The organism is Aminobacter sp. UC22_36 (assembly GCF_044056035.1).
Lineage (GTDB): Bacteria > Pseudomonadota > Alphaproteobacteria > Rhizobiales > Rhizobiaceae > Aminobacter.
Genome location: NZ_CP171996.1, coordinates 1,500,083 through 1,516,564, shown reverse-complemented (window position 1 = coordinate 1,516,564; position 16,482 = coordinate 1,500,083). Strand labels below are relative to the sequence as shown.

At 64.5% G+C, this 16,482-nt stretch carries 15 protein-coding genes and 1 pseudogene; 6 read left to right on the top strand and 10 right to left on the bottom strand.

Going from position 1 to position 16,482, the window contains the following annotated elements; genetic code table 11:
- Positions 1–7 precede the first annotated feature (7 nt).
- The 3 genes and pseudogenes from ACHMW7_RS10610 to ACHMW7_RS10600 all read right to left on the bottom strand — a co-directional run.
- Positions 8–1,567: an amino acid permease gene (locus tag ACHMW7_RS10610; protein WP_395450201.1), complete on the bottom strand. Its 1,560-nt coding sequence runs from the start codon at positions 1,565–1,567 to the stop codon at positions 8–10.
- Positions 1,568–1,585: 18 nt separating this feature from the next.
- Positions 1,586–1,741 carry a hypothetical protein gene (locus tag ACHMW7_RS10605; protein ID WP_395451493.1) on the bottom strand — a complete coding sequence of 52 codons (156 nt, stop codon included), beginning with the start codon at positions 1,739–1,741 and terminating at the stop codon, positions 1,586–1,588.
- Between the two features lie 36 nt (positions 1,742–1,777).
- Positions 1,778–2,378: pseudogene (locus ACHMW7_RS10600) on the bottom strand (N-formylglutamate amidohydrolase); the annotation flags it as partial.
- Between the two features lie 190 nt (positions 2,379–2,568).
- Here ACHMW7_RS10600 and ACHMW7_RS10595 point away from each other — a divergent pair.
- The 6 genes from ACHMW7_RS10595 (at position 2,569) to ACHMW7_RS10570 (ending at position 9,727) form a co-directional block, all read left to right on the top strand.
- Positions 2,569–3,396, top strand: coding sequence for a MurR/RpiR family transcriptional regulator (locus tag ACHMW7_RS10595; protein ID WP_395450200.1), 828 nt, complete (start codon positions 2,569–2,571; stop codon positions 3,394–3,396).
- 228 nt (positions 3,397–3,624) lie between these two features.
- On the top strand, positions 3,625–4,776 hold the full coding sequence (locus tag ACHMW7_RS10590; protein WP_395450199.1) for an efflux RND transporter periplasmic adaptor subunit: 1,152 nt from the start codon (positions 3,625–3,627) through the stop codon (positions 4,774–4,776).
- Between the two features lie 14 nt (positions 4,777–4,790).
- The gene (locus tag ACHMW7_RS10585) at positions 4,791–7,919 is read left to right on the top strand and encodes an efflux RND transporter permease subunit (protein WP_395450198.1); all 3,129 of its coding nucleotides are present in this window, start codon (positions 4,791–4,793) and stop codon (positions 7,917–7,919) included.
- Positions 7,920–8,052: 133 nt separating this feature from the next.
- Positions 8,053–8,538: a MaoC family dehydratase gene (locus tag ACHMW7_RS10580; RefSeq protein ID WP_275945181.1), complete on the top strand. Its 486-nt coding sequence runs from the start codon at positions 8,053–8,055 to the stop codon at positions 8,536–8,538.
- 166 nt (positions 8,539–8,704) lie between these two features.
- Positions 8,705–9,355, top strand: a complete 651-nt coding sequence (locus tag ACHMW7_RS10575; protein ID WP_395450197.1) for a TetR/AcrR family transcriptional regulator — start codon at positions 8,705–8,707, stop codon at positions 9,353–9,355.
- 123 nt (positions 9,356–9,478) lie between these two features.
- Positions 9,479–9,727, top strand: a complete 249-nt coding sequence (locus ACHMW7_RS10570; protein WP_395450196.1) for a DUF680 domain-containing protein — start codon at positions 9,479–9,481, stop codon at positions 9,725–9,727.
- Positions 9,728–9,927: 200 nt separating this feature from the next.
- Here the strand turns inward: ACHMW7_RS10570 and ACHMW7_RS10565 are convergent, their stop codons facing one another.
- The 7 genes from ACHMW7_RS10565 to ACHMW7_RS10535 form a co-directional block, all read right to left on the bottom strand.
- Positions 9,928–10,143: a hypothetical protein gene (locus ACHMW7_RS10565; RefSeq protein ID WP_395450195.1), complete on the bottom strand. Its 216-nt coding sequence runs from the start codon at positions 10,141–10,143 to the stop codon at positions 9,928–9,930.
- 104 nt (positions 10,144–10,247) lie between these two features.
- Positions 10,248–10,796, bottom strand: coding sequence for a sarcosine oxidase subunit gamma (locus tag ACHMW7_RS10560; RefSeq protein ID WP_395450194.1), 549 nt, complete (start codon positions 10,794–10,796; stop codon positions 10,248–10,250).
- A complete protein-coding gene (locus tag ACHMW7_RS10555; protein WP_395451308.1) occupies positions 10,789–13,782 on the bottom strand; it encodes a sarcosine oxidase subunit alpha in 2,994 nt (997 codons plus the stop codon). The genes ACHMW7_RS10560 and ACHMW7_RS10555 overlap by 8 nt, the downstream gene beginning before the upstream one ends.
- Entirely contained in the window at positions 13,782–14,162 is a 381-nt protein-coding gene (locus tag ACHMW7_RS10550) for a sarcosine oxidase subunit delta (RefSeq protein WP_395450193.1), read from the bottom strand. The genes ACHMW7_RS10555 and ACHMW7_RS10550 overlap by 1 nt, the downstream gene beginning before the upstream one ends.
- Before the next feature lie 11 nt (positions 14,163–14,173).
- Positions 14,174–14,608, bottom strand: a complete 435-nt coding sequence (locus ACHMW7_RS10545; RefSeq protein WP_395450192.1) for a hypothetical protein — start codon at positions 14,606–14,608, stop codon at positions 14,174–14,176.
- A gap of 94 nt (positions 14,609–14,702) precedes the next feature.
- A complete protein-coding gene (locus ACHMW7_RS10540; RefSeq protein WP_395450191.1) occupies positions 14,703–15,029 on the bottom strand; it encodes a hypothetical protein in 327 nt (108 codons plus the stop codon).
- 3 nt (positions 15,030–15,032) lie between these two features.
- On the bottom strand, positions 15,033–16,286 hold the full coding sequence (locus ACHMW7_RS10535) for a sarcosine oxidase subunit beta (protein WP_055979858.1): 1,254 nt from the start codon (positions 16,284–16,286) through the stop codon (positions 15,033–15,035).
- Between the last annotated feature and the right edge of the window lie 196 nt (positions 16,287–16,482).

The following is a 16,482-nucleotide window of genomic DNA, read 5'->3' as shown; positions in this document are numbered from 1 at the left end:
AGAACTGTCAGTGTCCGGTTTCGCCGACGGCACGTTCAGCCGCTGCGATCTCGGCGGCACGCTTGGCCACCTGGTCGCCGATCGGCGGACCCTGGAAGCGCCTGGCTTCGAAGCCGAACCAGACGATGCCGGTGACGATCAGGAAGCCGACGGTGATGTAGAGCGCCCAGTCGTTCGGCGGCTGGATGCCGATCACGAAGATCAGGATCATGGCGATGATCGACAGCACCGCAAACAGCTTGAACACACCTTCGCCGAGATTGAACGGACCCATCTTGTCCCACTTCGAGGTGCCCCAGGCCATCAGGCCAAGCGCGATCGGAATGGTGAAGGAGAAGAACAGGAAGATGACCGTGCAGGCGACGACGATGGTGTAGACAGGCGTCTCGCCGATGGAGACCAGCGACGAACCCCAGACGAACAGGACAGCCAGGATCGAACCGGTCCAGATCGCAGCCACAGGGGTACGATAGGTCGGGCTGACCTTGGCGAGTGCCTTGGAGCCCGGCAGGCCGCCGTCACGCGAGAAGGCGAAGATCATGCGCGAGACCGACGTCACGGTCGCCAGGCCGCAGAGCCACTGGGCGACGAAGATGGCGAGGTAGAGGATGTCCTTCACGACAGGATTGACCTGCTGCTCCATGCCCCAGAAGAACACGTTCCAGCCCTGCTTGGCGGCTTCGTCCATGCTCGGCAGCATGAGCACGAAAGCGCACAGCATGATGTAGCCGAACAGGGCCGACCACAGCACCGAACCGATCATGGCGCGCGGCACCGAATGCGCCGCCTTCAGCGTTTCTTCCGAGGTATGCGCCGAGGCGTCGTAGCCGGTGATGGTGTAGATCGGCAGCAACAGGCCGAGCAGGAACACCCACATCGACGAGTTGGCCGGCCACACGTTGCCGCCAGCCTCACCCGAGTAATTCGAGAAGGTGAACAGCCTGGAGATCTCGTAGCTGTCGGCAGCTGCCAGGCAGACGACCGCCAGGGCAATTGCCGTTGCGAAGATGAGATAGCCGGAGAAGTCGGTGAGCTTGGCGGTGAGGCCGATGCCCATGTGGTTCACCAGCGCCTGCAACCCGGTGATGACGGCCAGGAAGACGATGCGGGTGGTGGTGGTGTCTTCGAGCCCGAGATAGCTCGTGCCGAAGGCGCCCATGAAGAAGTAGTAGGTGCCGACATTGATGGCGCCGAGCACGGTGACGAGGCCGAGCAGGTTGAACCAGGCGGTCAGCCAGCCGGTGAAGCGGTTGCCGAGGATCGAACCCCAGTGATAGAGGCCGCCGGCCGTCGGATAGGCCGAGCTGATCTGCGCCATGGCCACGGCGAACACCAGCGACACGAAGCAGCCGAGCGGCCAGCCGATGCCGATGGCGGCACCGCCTGCGCCCGACGTTGCCTGCGCCAGCGAATTGATGCCGCCTGACAGGATGCAGATGATGGAGAACGAAACCGCGAAATTCGAGAACTGGCTCATTCGCCGTTCGAGTTCCTGGGCGTAGCCCATACTGTGGAGGACCTGGACGTCCTCACTCTTGTCTTTGTCGGAATAACCAGGCGCTGTCATTTCAGTGTCCCCTTATTGTTATGCCTTCGATTGAGCTGCGCGTCCGTTGCCCGTCTGGAATGGGGCTGCCTCGCCCGCTTCCGGTTCGAGCTCTGCAAAGATGCCCGTGAGCAGATCCGCCCATTTCCGCTGCCCGGTCTGCGCCGAGATTTCGTCGTTGCGGATTTCGATCATCGCGCACGGCAGGCCGCGCGACCTGCCGTGGTGTTCCAAGGTGAAGTAGACGCGGTCGGCCGGCGCATATGGCTCGTTGACGCCGACGGTAATGCCGTCGAGCCCCTGCAGTGCTGCGATCAGCGGTGCGGCAAGCCGGGCATCCTCGTCATGGATGATGCCAATGTGCCAGGGGCGCGAAAACGCCCTTGTAGACAGGAGTGAAGGAATGGACAGACACCAGTCTCGTCTCCCGCCCTTCGCGGAGCCGTTCCGCAACGACCTCGTCGATCGCCTCGTGGAACGGGCGCCATGATAGCGCGATTCGCGCCTCGCGCTGAGTGGCCGAGAGTGCCGCGTTTCCAGGGATGGCGGTGGTCTCGCTGATCTCCGGGATCAGGTCGTGGGCGCCGAGCGGACGGTTGCAGTCGATGGCGAGACGCGACACGCAGGATTCGACAAGCGTCGCGTCGAGGCCCTCGGCCAGGCGCTGGGCAACTGGCAAGGCGCCGGGATCCCAGGCGATGTGGCGCAACATCTCGGCGGCGTCGAGGCCAAGGGTGCCGTAGCTTGCTGGCAGATGATTGGAGGCGTGATCGCACAGGATGACAAAGGGGCTGCGCCCGGCCCGGTTTGTCACCCGGACGGCATTCGACATTGCACGCGCAGCGGCCTGGCCCGATCCCATTCAGTCATCCCCGGGGCCGTATCGTATGTTACGTATTTTTGTTCATTGCGCCCCTATGGATGATTTCATACACTTTGGACGAGTTTGTCAAATGTCATTTCAGGCCTAAACCAGACTGAGCGCTGGGCCAGGGCGGCAACCGATAAGGCAGGGGATATAGATGGTTTCGAGCGTTGCCGAACTGATCACCGAAAAGATCGACACCATGCCTGCCGGCGAACGCCGGGCAGCGCAGACGCTGATCGCCTCCTACCCGCTGATCGGCCTGAAGACGGTGGCCGAATTCTCGCAGCAGGCCGGCGTTTCCTCGCCCACCATCCTGCGTTTCGTCGCCAGGCTCGGCTTCCAGAACTATCCCGAGTTCCAGTCGGCGCTGCAGGACGAGCTGGCAGCACAGCTGCAGTCGCCAGCATCGCGCACCAACACCACGCCATCGCTCCTGCCCGCGTCGACGGCGCCGATCCTGGAAGCGGTGCTCGAAAACATCCGCGAGACGTTTAGGCATATTTCCGAGCGTCAGCTCGCCGATATCGTAACCCAGCTCGCCAGCCCGAAGGCCCATGTCTATCTCGTCGGCGGCCGCTTCACCGATCCGCTGGCACGCTACATGGCAGCCCATCTCAACCTGATCCGGCCCAACGTCACCCATCTCGTCGGCCAGGAAAGCCTGTGGCGCGACCGGCTGATCGACATGGGCAAGCGCGACACGCTGCTGATCTTCGACATCCGCCGCTACCAGGGCAGCCTGATCCGCTTCGCCGAAAAGGCGCATAACAGGGGCGCGACGATCATCCTGTTCACCGACCAGTGGCTGTCGCCGATCGCGCGTTTCGCCCGCCACGTCATCGCCGGGCGCACCGCCGTGCCTTCGGCCTGGGACTCCTCGGCCGCGCTGTTCGTCGCCGCCGAAGCGGTGATCGGCGCGTTGACGCGCCAGCTCGAAAGCGAGGGCGCAAAGCGCATCCGTGCGATCGAGGATCTGCGCTGAACGCAAAGCCAATCCTGCAAATATTACGCAGATTTAATGTGCTACGCGCCGAGAATTGCCCTAATCCTCCGCTGACGAACTAGGCTATACTGGCGCGCCCGTGCGGGCTTGCGTCCGGTTGCCGACGAACGATCCCTTGGCAAGGTGCGGCGACGGCGCAGTGCCTTGCCAGCGATGAGAAGCCACGTGTTCCCGAGCGGAACGAAAACGCAGCAGACCGGAGTACGCATGGCCGCCTGGAAGCAGATTGTCTTGGCAATTGCCATTGTACTTGCGGCAGCCGCCGGATGGGTGCTGCTGGTGCCGAGCTCGCGCACGGTTCTCGCCAGCTGGGGCATCGACTGGGCCCAGGCCAAGACCGAACAGCCGCAGACGGCGCGCGGCGGCGGCAACCGCCAGGGCGGCAATCGCGGCGGCCAGCCGCAGACGCCGGTCGTCACCCAGGCGGTGGCAACGGGCACGATCAACGACCGGCTGTCGGCGATCGGCACCGGCCGGGCGCGGAACTCGGTCGTCATCAACCCCTATGCCTCCGGGCGGCTTACCGAAATTACGGTCAGCGCCGGCGAAAAGATCGAAGCCGGCACCGTCATAGCCAAACTCGATTCGGATTCGGAAGAGATCGCGCTCGAACGCGCCCGCATCGCCCAGGGCGATGCCGAGGCGGCGCTGGAGCGCATCAAGGCGCTGCGCGCCACCAATACCGCAAGCGCTGTGCAGCTCAGGGAAGCCGAGCTCGCCCTCGACAATGCGCGCCTTGGCGTGCGCGATGCCGCACTGGCGCTTAACCGCCGCACCATCACGGCACCGATCGCCGGCATCGTTGGCATCCTGCCCGTCGAAGCCGGCAACTACGTCACCAGCCAGACCACCATCGCCACCATCGATGACCGTTCCAGGATCATCGTCGACATCTGGGTGCCCGAGCGTTTCACCGGGCTGATTTCAGTCGGCGCACCGCTGACGGCAAGTTCGGTCGCCCGTCCCGGCCAGGTGTTCGAAGGCGAGGTCAGTGCTGTCGACAACCGGCTCGACGAGCAGAGCCGCACGCTGCGCATCCAGGCCCGCCTCGACAATGACGACGACGCGTTGCGCGCCGGCATGTCGTTCCAGGTTGCCATGCACTTCCCCGGCGATACCTATCCGTCGGTCGATCCCCTGGCGATCCAGTGGGGCGGCGACGGTGCCTTCGTCTGGGCGCTCGACAACGGCAAGGCCAAGCGCGTGCCGGTGCGCATCATCCAGCGCAACACCGACAGCGTGCTGGTCCAGGCGGCACTGACCGCAGGCGACAAGGTCGTGACCGAAGGCATCCACACGGTGCGCGAAGGGGCTGAGCTTTTGATTGCCGGCCGCGAGCCCGCCGGCAGCGGCTCCTGAGCGGGAGCGCTGACATGAGCACCATGCAAAACGACAACGCCGAAAAAGGCATCACGGCACTTTTCGTGCGCCGGCCGGTGCTGGCCTTCGTCATCAATACGCTGATTGTCGTTGCCGGCCTCGCCGCCTTCTACGGCGTCGAGGTGCGCGAATTGCCCGATGTCGATCGACCGGTCATCACCGTGTCGACGAGCTATTCCGATGCCGCGGCCGAGATCGTCGACCGCGAGGTGACGGCGGTGGTCGAAGGTGCGGTGGCGCGTGTCACCGGCGTCAAGTCGATCTCGTCGAGTTCGTCCTACGGCAACAGCCGGGTGACGGTGGAATTTAATGACGGCGTCGACCTCAATGTCGCTGCCTCCGACATGCGCGACGCCGTCGGCCGGGTGACCAATTCGCTGCCCGACGACGCCGACGCACCGCGCATCGTCAAGGCCGACGCCAATGCCGACGCGGTGATGCGCCTGGCAGTCACTTCCGACACCATGCCGGTCGAGGACATGACGATCCTCGTCGAGGACCAGATCGTCGACACGCTGGCCGCCGTCGACGGCGTCGCCGACGTGCAGACCTATGGCGACCGCGCCAAGGTGTTCCGGGTCGACATCGACCAGGCCAAGGTGGCGAGCCTCGGCCTGACGCTGGCCGACATCTCCAACGCGCTGGCGAGCGTCTCCTTCGACGCGCCGGCCGGTTCGCTGACCGTCGGCAACCAGGACCTGATCGTCCGCGCCAGTGCCGCCGTGACGACGCCCGAGGCCTTTGAAAGCATCATCATCAACGGCAGGACCAAGCTCGGCGACGTCGCCACCGTCACGCTCGGCGGTGACCCCGGCTCGACCTCGCTGCGCTCCGACGGCAAGACCGGCATCGGCATCGGCATCGTGCGCCAGGCCCAGTCGAGCACGCTCGACATTTCCAAGGGCGTGCGCGCGGCAGCCGAAAAGATCCAGACCACCTTGCCCGCCGGCATGACCATTCGCGTCACATCCGATGACGCGACCTTCGTCCAGGGCGCCATCCACGAGGTCGAGATCGCGCTGATCCTGTCGGTGACGATCGTCTTGATCGTCATCTACGCCTTCCTGCAGGACTGGCGCGCGACGCTGATCCCCGGCTTCGCCATGCCGGTGGCAATGATCGGCACCATCGCCGGCATCTATCTCGCCGGCTTCTCGGTCAACATCCTGACGCTTCTGGCGCTGGTGCTGGCGACGGGTCTCGTCGTCGACGACGCCATCGTCGTGCTCGAAAACATCGTGCGCCGTCGCAACGAAGGCATGGGCCCGCGCGCCGCCGCCGTGCTCGGCACCCAGGAGGTGTTTTTCGCCGTGGTGGCAACGACCGCAACGCTTGCCGCGGTGTTCATCCCGATCTCGTTCCTGCCCGGCCAGACCGGCGGCCTGTTCCGCGAATTCGGTTTCGTGCTGGCGATCTCGGTGCTGCTGTCGTCGATCGTGGCGCTGTCGCTGTGCCCGATGCTGGCCTCGCGCATGCTGACCGAAAAAAGCATCGAGCACAGCCATGGCGGCGCGCTCGGCAAGCTCGGCACCAAGCTCGCAGCACTGTACAGGCGTTGCCTGCATGCCTGCCTCAATGCGCCCGCCATCGTCATCCTGGTGTCGCTGCTGTTTGCCGGCGCTGCCTACATCGCCTTCGGCAGCGTGCGCCAGGAACTGACGCCGACCGAGGACCGTTCGCTGGTGATGCTGCGTGTCTCCGCCCCGCAAGGCGTCAGCCTCGACTACACTGCCTCGCAGCTGCGCCGCATCGAGGGGCTGATCGAGCCGCTGCGCAAATCGGGCGAGATCGAAAGCACCTTCGTCAGCGCCGGCATGGGCAACAACAACAATAGCGGCTTCATGGTGCTGTCACTGGCGCCGTGGAGCGAGCGCAGCCGCACCCAGCAGGAGATCGCCGCCGACATCCTGTCCCGCACCAGCCAGGTGCCGGGCGTGCGCACCACCGTCGGCCAGCCCAACAGCCTCGGCATTCGTGGCGCCGGCAACGGCCTGCAATTCGCGCTGATCGGCAACAGCTACGCCGACCTCGGCACTGCCGCCACCAAGGTGCTGGCCGAAATGGAGAAGGATCCGCGCTTTCGCCAGCCGCGCCTGAGCACCGACGCCAACCAGCCGCAGCTGTTCGTCACCGTCGACCGCGAGCGCGCCTCCGACCTTGGCATCGACATCAAGGGGCTGTCGCCGGCGCTGCAGGCGATGCTCGACGGCCGCAAGATCACCAGCGTGTTCATCGAGGACCGCAGCTACGACGTGAAGCTGGTCTCGACCACCAATCCGATCAACGATTCGACCGACCTCGAAAACATCTTCATCAGGACGACAGACGGCCGCTTCGTGCCGGTGTCGACCATCGCCACACTTTCCGAACGCGCCGTGCCGCCGTCGCTGTCGCGCGAACAGCAGCAACGCTCGGTGGCGATCACCGCCGGCCTCGCCGACGACTTCGCGCTTGGCGATGCACTGAAGGAAGTCGAGCAGATCGCAGCCCCCGTGCTGCCGGCAGGCAGCCGCCTGTTGCCGCTTGCCGAGGCAGCGACGCTGAACGAGACCAGCGGCTCCATGCTGACGATCTTCGGCTTCGCCATCGTCATCATCCTGCTGGTGCTGGCGGCACAGTTCGAAAGCTTCGTTTCGGCAATCATCATCATGGCGACCGTGCCGCTCGGCCTCGCCTGCGCCGTCTTCGCGCTGATTTTGACCGGAACCTCGCTCAATGCCTACAGCCAGATCGGGCTGGTGCTGCTTGTCGGCGTGATGGCCAAGAACGGCATCCTGGTGGTCGAGTTCGCCAACCAGCTGCGCGACCGCGGCATGGGCGTGCGCCAGGCGATCGAGGAAGCCGCAACGATCCGCCTGCGCCCGGTGATGATGACGATGATCTGTACCGTGCTCGGCGGCCTGCCCTTGGTGCTGGCGCAAGGTGCCGGTGCGGAGGCCCGCATCGCGCTTGGCTGGGTGATCGTCGGCGGCCTCGGCCTGGCCACGATCTCGACGCTGTTCCTGACCCCGGTTGCCTATCTGCTGCTCGGCCGCTTCATCACGCCCAAGGTCGCCGAGGAGAGCCGCCTCAAGCGCGAACTCGAGGAAGCCGCCTATACCGGCGTCGAACCGGCGGAATAGCAACATCATCTGCCGATACTGGCCAATCTGCGACCGATTTGCCGCCGCAAGCGATGACATGGCGTGTCTGATTCTGTATCAGTCCTCGCAGTTACAGCGCCGCATGACTTTTTCTTATGCAGGACAGGATGCAATGAGCCTGAAATCGATCACTCTCGACGAACTTCAGGCCAACCTCGGCAAGGAGGTTGGCGTGTCGCCGTGGCGCACCGTCACCCAGCTGATGATCGACCAGTTTGCCGACGCCACCGACGACCACCAGTTCATCCATTGCGATCCCGACCGCGCCGCAGCCGAGACGCCTTTTGGCGGCACCATCGCGCATGGCTTCCTGACACTGTCGCTGCTTTCGGCGATGACCTTCGACACGCTGCCTTCGGTCGAAGGCGGCAGCATGGGCATCAACCAGGGCTTCGAGGAACTGAAATTCGTCGCTCCGGTCAAGACCGGCTCACGCATCCGCACCCGCTTCGTGCTCTCCGGGCTGAAGATCCGCCCGTCCGGCTGGATCCAGGCCACCCACGACGTGACGATCGAGATCGAGGATCAGAAGAAGCCGGCGCTCACCGCGCGCTGGCTGACCATGACTTTCGTCGAGCCCAAGCGCGAAACCGCCTGACCCCCCCGTCTTCGTGTTGCTGCGCAATTCGGGACGGAAAACCGCTGCACAGTTTTCCTGGAATTGCGCTAGTCCCGATGAGCTACGTCGTCGCTCGCCTTGCCGCGTCACGGCTCGGTGTATAGACTCGCTTGATCCGATCAAGGCAAAGCAGTAGGGCGGTTTCTTGTCCAGCAGTGCAGCACAACGACGCGAACTCCAGAAGGCCGAACTGAGGGCCGAGCTGGTTGCGGCGGCCCACGCGCTTGTACGGGAGGAAGGTTATGACGGCCTGACCATCCGCAAGCTGGCGACAAGGGTCGGCTATGCGCCGATGTCGGTCTATTCCTATTTTGCCGACAAGCAGGAAATCCTGATGGCGCTGGCCGAGGATGCCTTTGCCGACCTGGCGCGGCGGATGCGGCAAAACCAGCCGGAAGACCCTATCGCGGCGATGCGCGCGGCACTCACCGAATATGCCGAATTCGGGCTCGGCAATCCGAACGAATACCGCACCGTGTTCATGACCGAGAAGCAGAAGCACCCGCCCGAAGAGACGTTCGCGCAGATGGAGCGCGAGAACCCGGCTTTCCAGATCATCATCGAGCGGGTGCAGGCGTGCCTCGCCGCCGGTGTGCTGAAGGGTGATGCCCGCGCCATCGCAACCGCGCTGTGGACGGTCGCGCACGGCTCGGTTTCGCTGCTGATCACCTTCCCTTTTTACCCCTTCGGCGATCCGAAGACCTATGTGATGCGGATGGGCGACCTCGCCATGGCAGGCCTTGCCGCAAGCGAGACGCCGCCGCTCACCGACGAACCCGGCATGTGTCCTGGGTAGCAGTGCAGTCAGTGCATCCAAAATAAATTCGTACGCGTACGGCTTACCCCTTGCAAAACGCAAGGTGCGGCCGTATCTGTAAGTTGTACCGTACACGTACGGCAAAAATTTACGGAGATGACAATGCGACGGACTATTCTGGCGCTCGCGGCTCTCGCCGCGACGAGCGGCTTTGCAATGGCAAACGACACCCACAAGACGACGCACGAGCCCACCCTGTGCAGCCAAACCGTATCCGGCAAGAAGCTCGACTGTGGTTCGACCGGCTCCATCAAGGCTGACAAGGGCCCGCAGACGACCAACTCGATCGGCGCGGAAAAGCCGCGCGTCGGCATCGACATCAACCCGTGGATCGTGCCGAGCTTCAACTGAGTGTTCTCTCAGTACCTCCAGAAAAGCCGCCCATCCCAGGGCGGCTTTTTCGTTTCTCGGCGGCTGTGCTTGTCCGGCACGCAGCAGGCGTCATCCGGGTCGTCGCTGAGGGTTACAGGCTCTGCTTGGACCGGCGCCACAGTTCGAACGTCACGGCATGGATCCCGGGTCAAGCTGTCCCGGACTGCTCGCGGGATGGCCTAGTGCTTCCTGCCCTTGGCATCGCCGGTTGGCGCGCCTGAGATGGTCGTCGAGGTCACCGACACGGGGTCGCTGGCCGGGAAACTGTCTTCCAGACCCTCGTCGAGCTCCTCTTGCAGCACCTGCTGGTCCTTCGGCCGATCGTCGCTGCGCCGGGCACGTCTCTCGCGCTTTGGAAGCATGAACCTAAGGCCGGATTCGGAACTGAAGGGCATCGCGTTTATCCACCGCGCAAATGTCGGGGATGAAAACGCCTGCCCTGCCCCGAGGTTCCGTGGCATGGCGCATCTTCTGCCTGGCCTGAAACTCCGCGCCTGGACTAGCCGTCGCGCGCGGCCTCCGACAGGAAGCCGTAGACATAGTCGGAGAACGAGCGCCAGCATTCCAGACGGAAGGCGTCCTCGCCGGTGCGCAACAGAACCATCTCGACCTTGCCGAGCACGGTGCGCGAGGCAGCACCGACCGGGAAAGCCTGAAGCGACAGGTCCTGTGGGCAGCCGGCATTGATGGTGGCAGCCGCATTGGGGCCAGTGACGGCGATGGCGACGTTGCGGTGCGAGACGTCGACCGCCGAGTGCAGGCCCTTGACCTGGGCACAATCGGCGATGGGGTCGCCGCCGGCCTCGTCGATGACAAGCCATTCGTCGGGGCCGAGCCAGAGCACGGTGCGGCCACCTTTGGCGGCCGAGGTCTTGGCCTTGTCGGGCAGGCTCAAGCCGAGCGCCTTCGACAAAGCGGCAACGGCAGCCGGGCGCGCCCGCAACGACATGCGGCTGGCCGGCGCCAGGACCTTGAGCGAAACGCCATGGCCGCCAACACTGTGGCCTGACAAAGCGGGGTTGCGGGTGGCGGTTGCGAGCTTAGCCATTGAGGCGGTCTCCCTTCTCGTCGAAGAACACGGTTCCGGTGACTTCCACCTCGATGACGCCGTCGGGCATCGGCACGTAGAGCGTCTCGCCGATGCGGTCGCGCCCGCCCAGCACAAGGCCCATGGCGATCGAGCGGTCGCAATTGGCCGACCAGTAGCTCGACGTGACATGGCCGATCATCTTCATCGGGATCGCCTGCTTGGGGTTCTCGACGATCTGCGCGCCCTCTTCGAGCACCGTGCGCGGATCCTTGGTCCTGAGGCCGACAAGCTGCTTGCGGCCCTTGGCCAGAAGGTCGGGGCGCGTCAGGCCGCGAATACCGACGAAGTCGGTCTTCTTCTTGCCGACGGCCCAATCGAGGCCAGCGTCGTTGGGGGTGACGGTGCCGTCGGTGTCCTGGCCGACGATGATGTAGCCCTTCTCGGCGCGCAGCACGTGCATCGCCTCGGTGCCGTAGGCGGCCGCGCCATGCTTTTGGCCTTCGGCCCACAGCGCTTCCCAGACGGCGCGGCCATAGTCGGCCGGCACGTTGACCTCGAAGCCGCGATCGCCGGTGAACGACATGCGGAACAGCCTTGTCGGCACGCCACAGATTTTGCCCTCGCGCACCGACATGTGCGGCATGGCCTCGTCTGATATGTCGATGCCCTCGACCAGCGGCGCGATGATGTCGCGCGAGTTGGGGCCCTGGACGGCGATGACCGCCCATTGCTCGGAGATCGACGTCAGCCAGACGTCGAGATTGGGGAACTCGGTCTGGAGGTAGTCCTCCATGTGGTTCATGACGCGCGCCGCACCACCGGTCGTCGTGGTGACATGGAAGCGGTCGGTGGCAAGGCGGCCGACGACACCGTCGTCATAGATGAAGCCGTCCTCGCGCAGCATGATGCCATAGCGGCAGCGGCCGACTTCGAGCTTCTCCCACGGGTTGGTGTAGAGCAGTTCCATGAATTTCGCCGCGTCCGGGCCAACGACCTCGATCTTGCCGAGGGTCGAGGCGTCGAACAGGCCGGCGGCTTTTCGCACCGTGACGCATTCGCGGTCGACGGCGGCGTGCATGTCTTCGCCGGCGCGCGGAAAATACCAGGCGCGTTTCCACTGGCCGACATCCTCGAACACCGCACCATGGCTTTCGGCCCAGCTGTGGGTCGCGGTCTTGCGCGTCGGGTCGAACAGGCCGTGGCGGGCATGGTTGACGATGGCACCAAAGGTCACCGGCGTGTAGGGCGCGCGGAAGGTGGTGAGGCCGACCTGCGGGATGTCCTTGCCGAGTGCTTCGGCGGCGATGGCGAGGCCGTGCATGTTGGACGTCTTGCCCTGGTCGGTGGCCATGCCGTTGGTGGTGAAGCGCTTGACGTGCTCGATCGAGCGCATGCCTTCATGCACCGCCTGGCGGATGTCCTTGGCGGTGACGTCGTTCTGGAAATCGACGAAGGCCTTGACGGTGGTACCGGCACCGGCACCTGGACCGGAACCCAGCATGCCGCCGGTCCAGCCCTCGGACGCCTCGACCTTGAGCGCCGTTCCCCTGGACGCCTTGGCGCCAGCAGACCTGGCGGCATCGGCGCCGGCGGCGAGCGCCTGCGCGACGGTATCCTCCAGCGAGTCGGAACCGTTGCAGGCGCCGACCGAAACGCAATCCTGGGCGTAGGTGCCGGGCAGGAAGCGCTTGGTGGCATCGTCGAAGGCGACCTTGCCGCGCGACTGCGAGAACATGTGCACCGACGGCGTCCAGCCCGCCGACATCAAAAGCGCGTCGACAGCGATGGTACGCTCGGCGCCGCCGGCCTTGGCCTGCACGGTCATCGACTTGATGCGCTGGCTGCCATTGGCGCTGGTGACGGCGCGGCCGTGGTTGACCTCGATGCCGAGCGCGCGCGCCTCGTCGACCAGCGGGCCGGTCGGGTTGTCGCGCAGGTCGACGATGGCAGCGATGCCGACGCCGGCCTTCTTGAGATCGATCGCGGCGGCATAGGCGCTGTCATTGGCGGTGTAGACGCCGACATTTTTGCCGACGACGACGCCGTAATGGTTGAGGAAGGTGCGCGCGGCCGAGGCCAGCATGACGCCGGGGCGGTCATTATTGGCGAACACCATGTGGCGCTCGATGGCACCGGTGGCGATGACGACGCGCCTGGCGCGGACCTGCCACAGCCGCTCGCGCGGCTCGTCGCGGCCTGGACGCGAGAGATGGTCGGTGACCCGCTCGACGAGGCCGACAAAGTTCTGCGCGTAATAGCCGAAGGCCGTGGTGCGCGACAGCACCGTCACATTGTCCATGGCGGCGAGTTTCGCCACCGTCGCCTGGGCCCAGCTCCAGCCGTCCTGGCCGTCGATGACAGCGCCCTTTTCGTAGCGCAGCGCGCCACCGAAATCGGCCTGCTCGTCACAGAGGATGACGCGCACGCCGGTCTCCGCTGCGGCCAGTGCCGCAGCAAGGCCGGCAGCACCGCCGCCGAGCACCAGCACTTCGCAATGGGCGTAGCGGGCCGAGTAATGGTCGGGATCGGGCTGGTCGGGTGCTATGCCCAAGCCGGCGGCCGCGCGGATGTTGGGTTCGTAGAATTTGTGCCAGGCAGCCTTCGGCCACATGAAGGTCTTGTAATAGAAGCCGGCCGAAAACATCGGCGACGCCAGATCGTTGACGGCACCTACGTCGAAGGACAGCGAGGGCCAGCGGTTCTGCGAGTTGACGGTCAGACCGTCATAGAGCTCCTGCACGGTGGCCCGCACGTTGGGCGTCTTGCGGGCGGCATCGCGCTCGACCGTCACCAGCGCATTGGGCTCCTCGGCGCCGGCCGACAGGATGCCGCGCGGGCGATGATACTTGAACGAGCGGCCGACAAGATGCACGCCATTGGCGAGCAGCGCCGAGGCAACGGTGTCGCCGGCGAGGCCGGTCATCGGCTTGCCGTCGAAGGTGAAGCGTGCGGTCTTGGCCGGCGTCAGGCGGCCCTGGCCGGAAATGCGGTACGTACCGGCCATCATGCCTCTCCCTTGGTCGAGCGTTTTGCCTTGGGCTTTTCGTTGAGCTGGTCCGGCGGACGGTTGGCCCAGGCGGCGGGACCGCCATCGATGGCAAGTTTCGCCAGGTCGGGCTTGGGCTCACCCGCCTTGTAGGTCAAAAGGAAGCGGTCGGTGATGGTGTCGCGCGCGGCGTTGAAGAAGCGCGCGCAGCCATGGATGTGGCGCCAGCGTTCAAAGATGACGCCCTTGGGATTCGAGCGGATGAAGAAGAACTTCTCGAAATCCTCGTCGCTTTCGGCCGCGATGTTGGTCGAGCGCGCGATATGCGCCTCGCCGGCGTTGCGGAACTCGAGCTCGGGGCGCTCTTCCTCGCAATAGGGGCAGTGAATGAGAAGCATCTGGATGATCCCTAGAGTTCGCCGGGGCCGATTGTGGTGCCTTGCGGCTGGTCGCAGAGCCTTTGCCCCAATGCCTCGAACGGGGCGACACGCCTGATCAGCGTTTCCACGTTGTCCGCCGGCAAGAAGAGGTCACGGCTTGAGATGTTGAGGAAGCTCAGTTCGAACGGATTGGCCGAGACGATGACGTGGCGCCCGGGCGGGGCGTCATGCTCGTCATCGGGGTCTTCGGGCTGCTCGATGAAGGAGACGACCCTGCGCCCGCCGCTCCAGACGCAGGCGAGCAGGCCCGAAGCGACCGAGAACGGCCACTCGGCCTCGTTGCCGTTGCGGCTGATCGCCTGCAGCCGGACCTCGCTGGCGTCGGGCAAATGGAACATGCCCTTCTCGTCGGCCAGGACGAACGGCGCGGCCACTGCCGCTATGGTGGCGGCGAGCGTTGTCATAGGCGCACCTCCACCACGAAAGCCGCTTCTTCGGCTGTGCAGCCGGTACGGTAGCTTCTATTTGCAGGCCCAGGGGCATGGAAGATTGGCAACGTCAATTTTGACCTCGCCTTCTTGCTACAACCCGTGGATCATCAGTGATTAGGAAAAGGAAACGATACAGCGCCAATTCGAACATGTAGTTACGACGCGGATGGTCAAAGCCACCCTGCAGATACATCCATGTCCCTGCTCTCGGCATCAGCCCAAACCAGAGAAGGGAAAAGAAAGATGGGAACAACAAGTACCCCACATGATCGAGCAAGAATGGTCTGATTACTTCTTCCTTGTAACCATAATTAGACAACACTATTAGGCCCACCAACGTGCCGAAACCCGCAACCCCCATGATCACAAAGAAACGATTTGCTCGGCGGGTCATGGTTCAGTGCGCCACGGCCGCGGCTGCCGCCTCGTCGATGAGGCGGCCGGTGCGGAAGCGCTCGATGGTGAAGGGCGCGTTGATCGGATGCGGTTCGTCGCGGGCAATGGTGTGGGCAAAGACGTTGCCCGAACCCGGTGTCGCCTTGAAGCCGCCCGTGCCCCAGCCGCAATTGACGTAGAGCCCCGGCACCGGCGTCTTGGCCAGGATCGGCGAGCGATCAGGCGTGACGTCGACGATGCCGCCCCACGACCGCAGCATCTTCATGCGCGTGAACATCGGGAACATCTCGCAGATGGCGTCGAGCGTGTGATTGATGATGTGCAGGCCGCCGGTCTGCGAATAAGAGATGTACTGGTCGGTGCCGGCACCAATGACCAGCTCGCCCTTGTCGGATTGCGAGATGTAGGCGTGCACGGTGTTGGACATCACCACGCAGGGGAAGACCGGCTTGACCGGCTCCGACACCAGCGCCTGCAGCGGATAGCTTTCGAGCGGCATGCGCACGCCGGCCATGTTCATGATGACCGAGGTGTGGCCGGCGGCAACGACGCCGACCTTCTTGGCACCGATGAAACCCTTCGAGGTTTCGACGCCCGAGACGCGGCCGTCCGGCGTGCGCCGCACGCCTGTGACTTCGCAATTCTGGATGATGTGGACGCCGCGATCGGAGGCGCCACGGGCATAACCCCAGGCAACCGCATCGTGGCGGGCGGTGCCGCCGCGACGCTGCAGCGAAGCGCCGACGACCGGGTAGCGCGCCGAGGCCGAGATGTTGAGCGGCGGGCAGAACTCCCTGGCCTGTTCCGGCGTCAGCCACTCATTGTCGATGCCGTTGAGACGATTGGCATGAACATGGCGCTTCAGCACCTGCACGTCGTGGACGTTGTGCGCCAGCATCATGACGCCGCGCGCCGAATACATGACGTTGTAATTGAGGTCCTGGCTGAGACCGTCCCACAGCTTCAGGGCGTGGTCGTAGATGCCGGCCGATTCGTCATAGAGATAATTGGAGCGGATGATGGTGGTGTTGCGGCCGGTGTTGCCGCCACCGAGCCAGCCCTTTTCCAGCACCGCGACATTGGTGATGCCGTGCTCCTTGGCGAGATAGTAGGCGGTGGCGAGGCCGTGGCCGCCAGCGCCGACGATGATGACGTCGTATTCGCTCTTCGGCTCGGGCGAGGACCACTGTTCCTCCCAGCCCTTGTGGCCGCGCATCGCCTCACGGGCTATGGCAAAAACCGAATATTTCCGCATTTTTTCAGGGCCTCGCAGATGCCGGAAGCTTAAGAGCGCGAGGTGTAGCACTAGCGAAATCTCACGACCAGCCTTGCACTGTTTGCGACGGCGCCTGCCGTTTTGCGCCGCCCGTTTGTGCCGCGTGTATCGGGTGGCCGGGCGCCGCGCGAATTGCGACCTGTACGAACGCGACCGGCAACAGCCAGCCGCACTC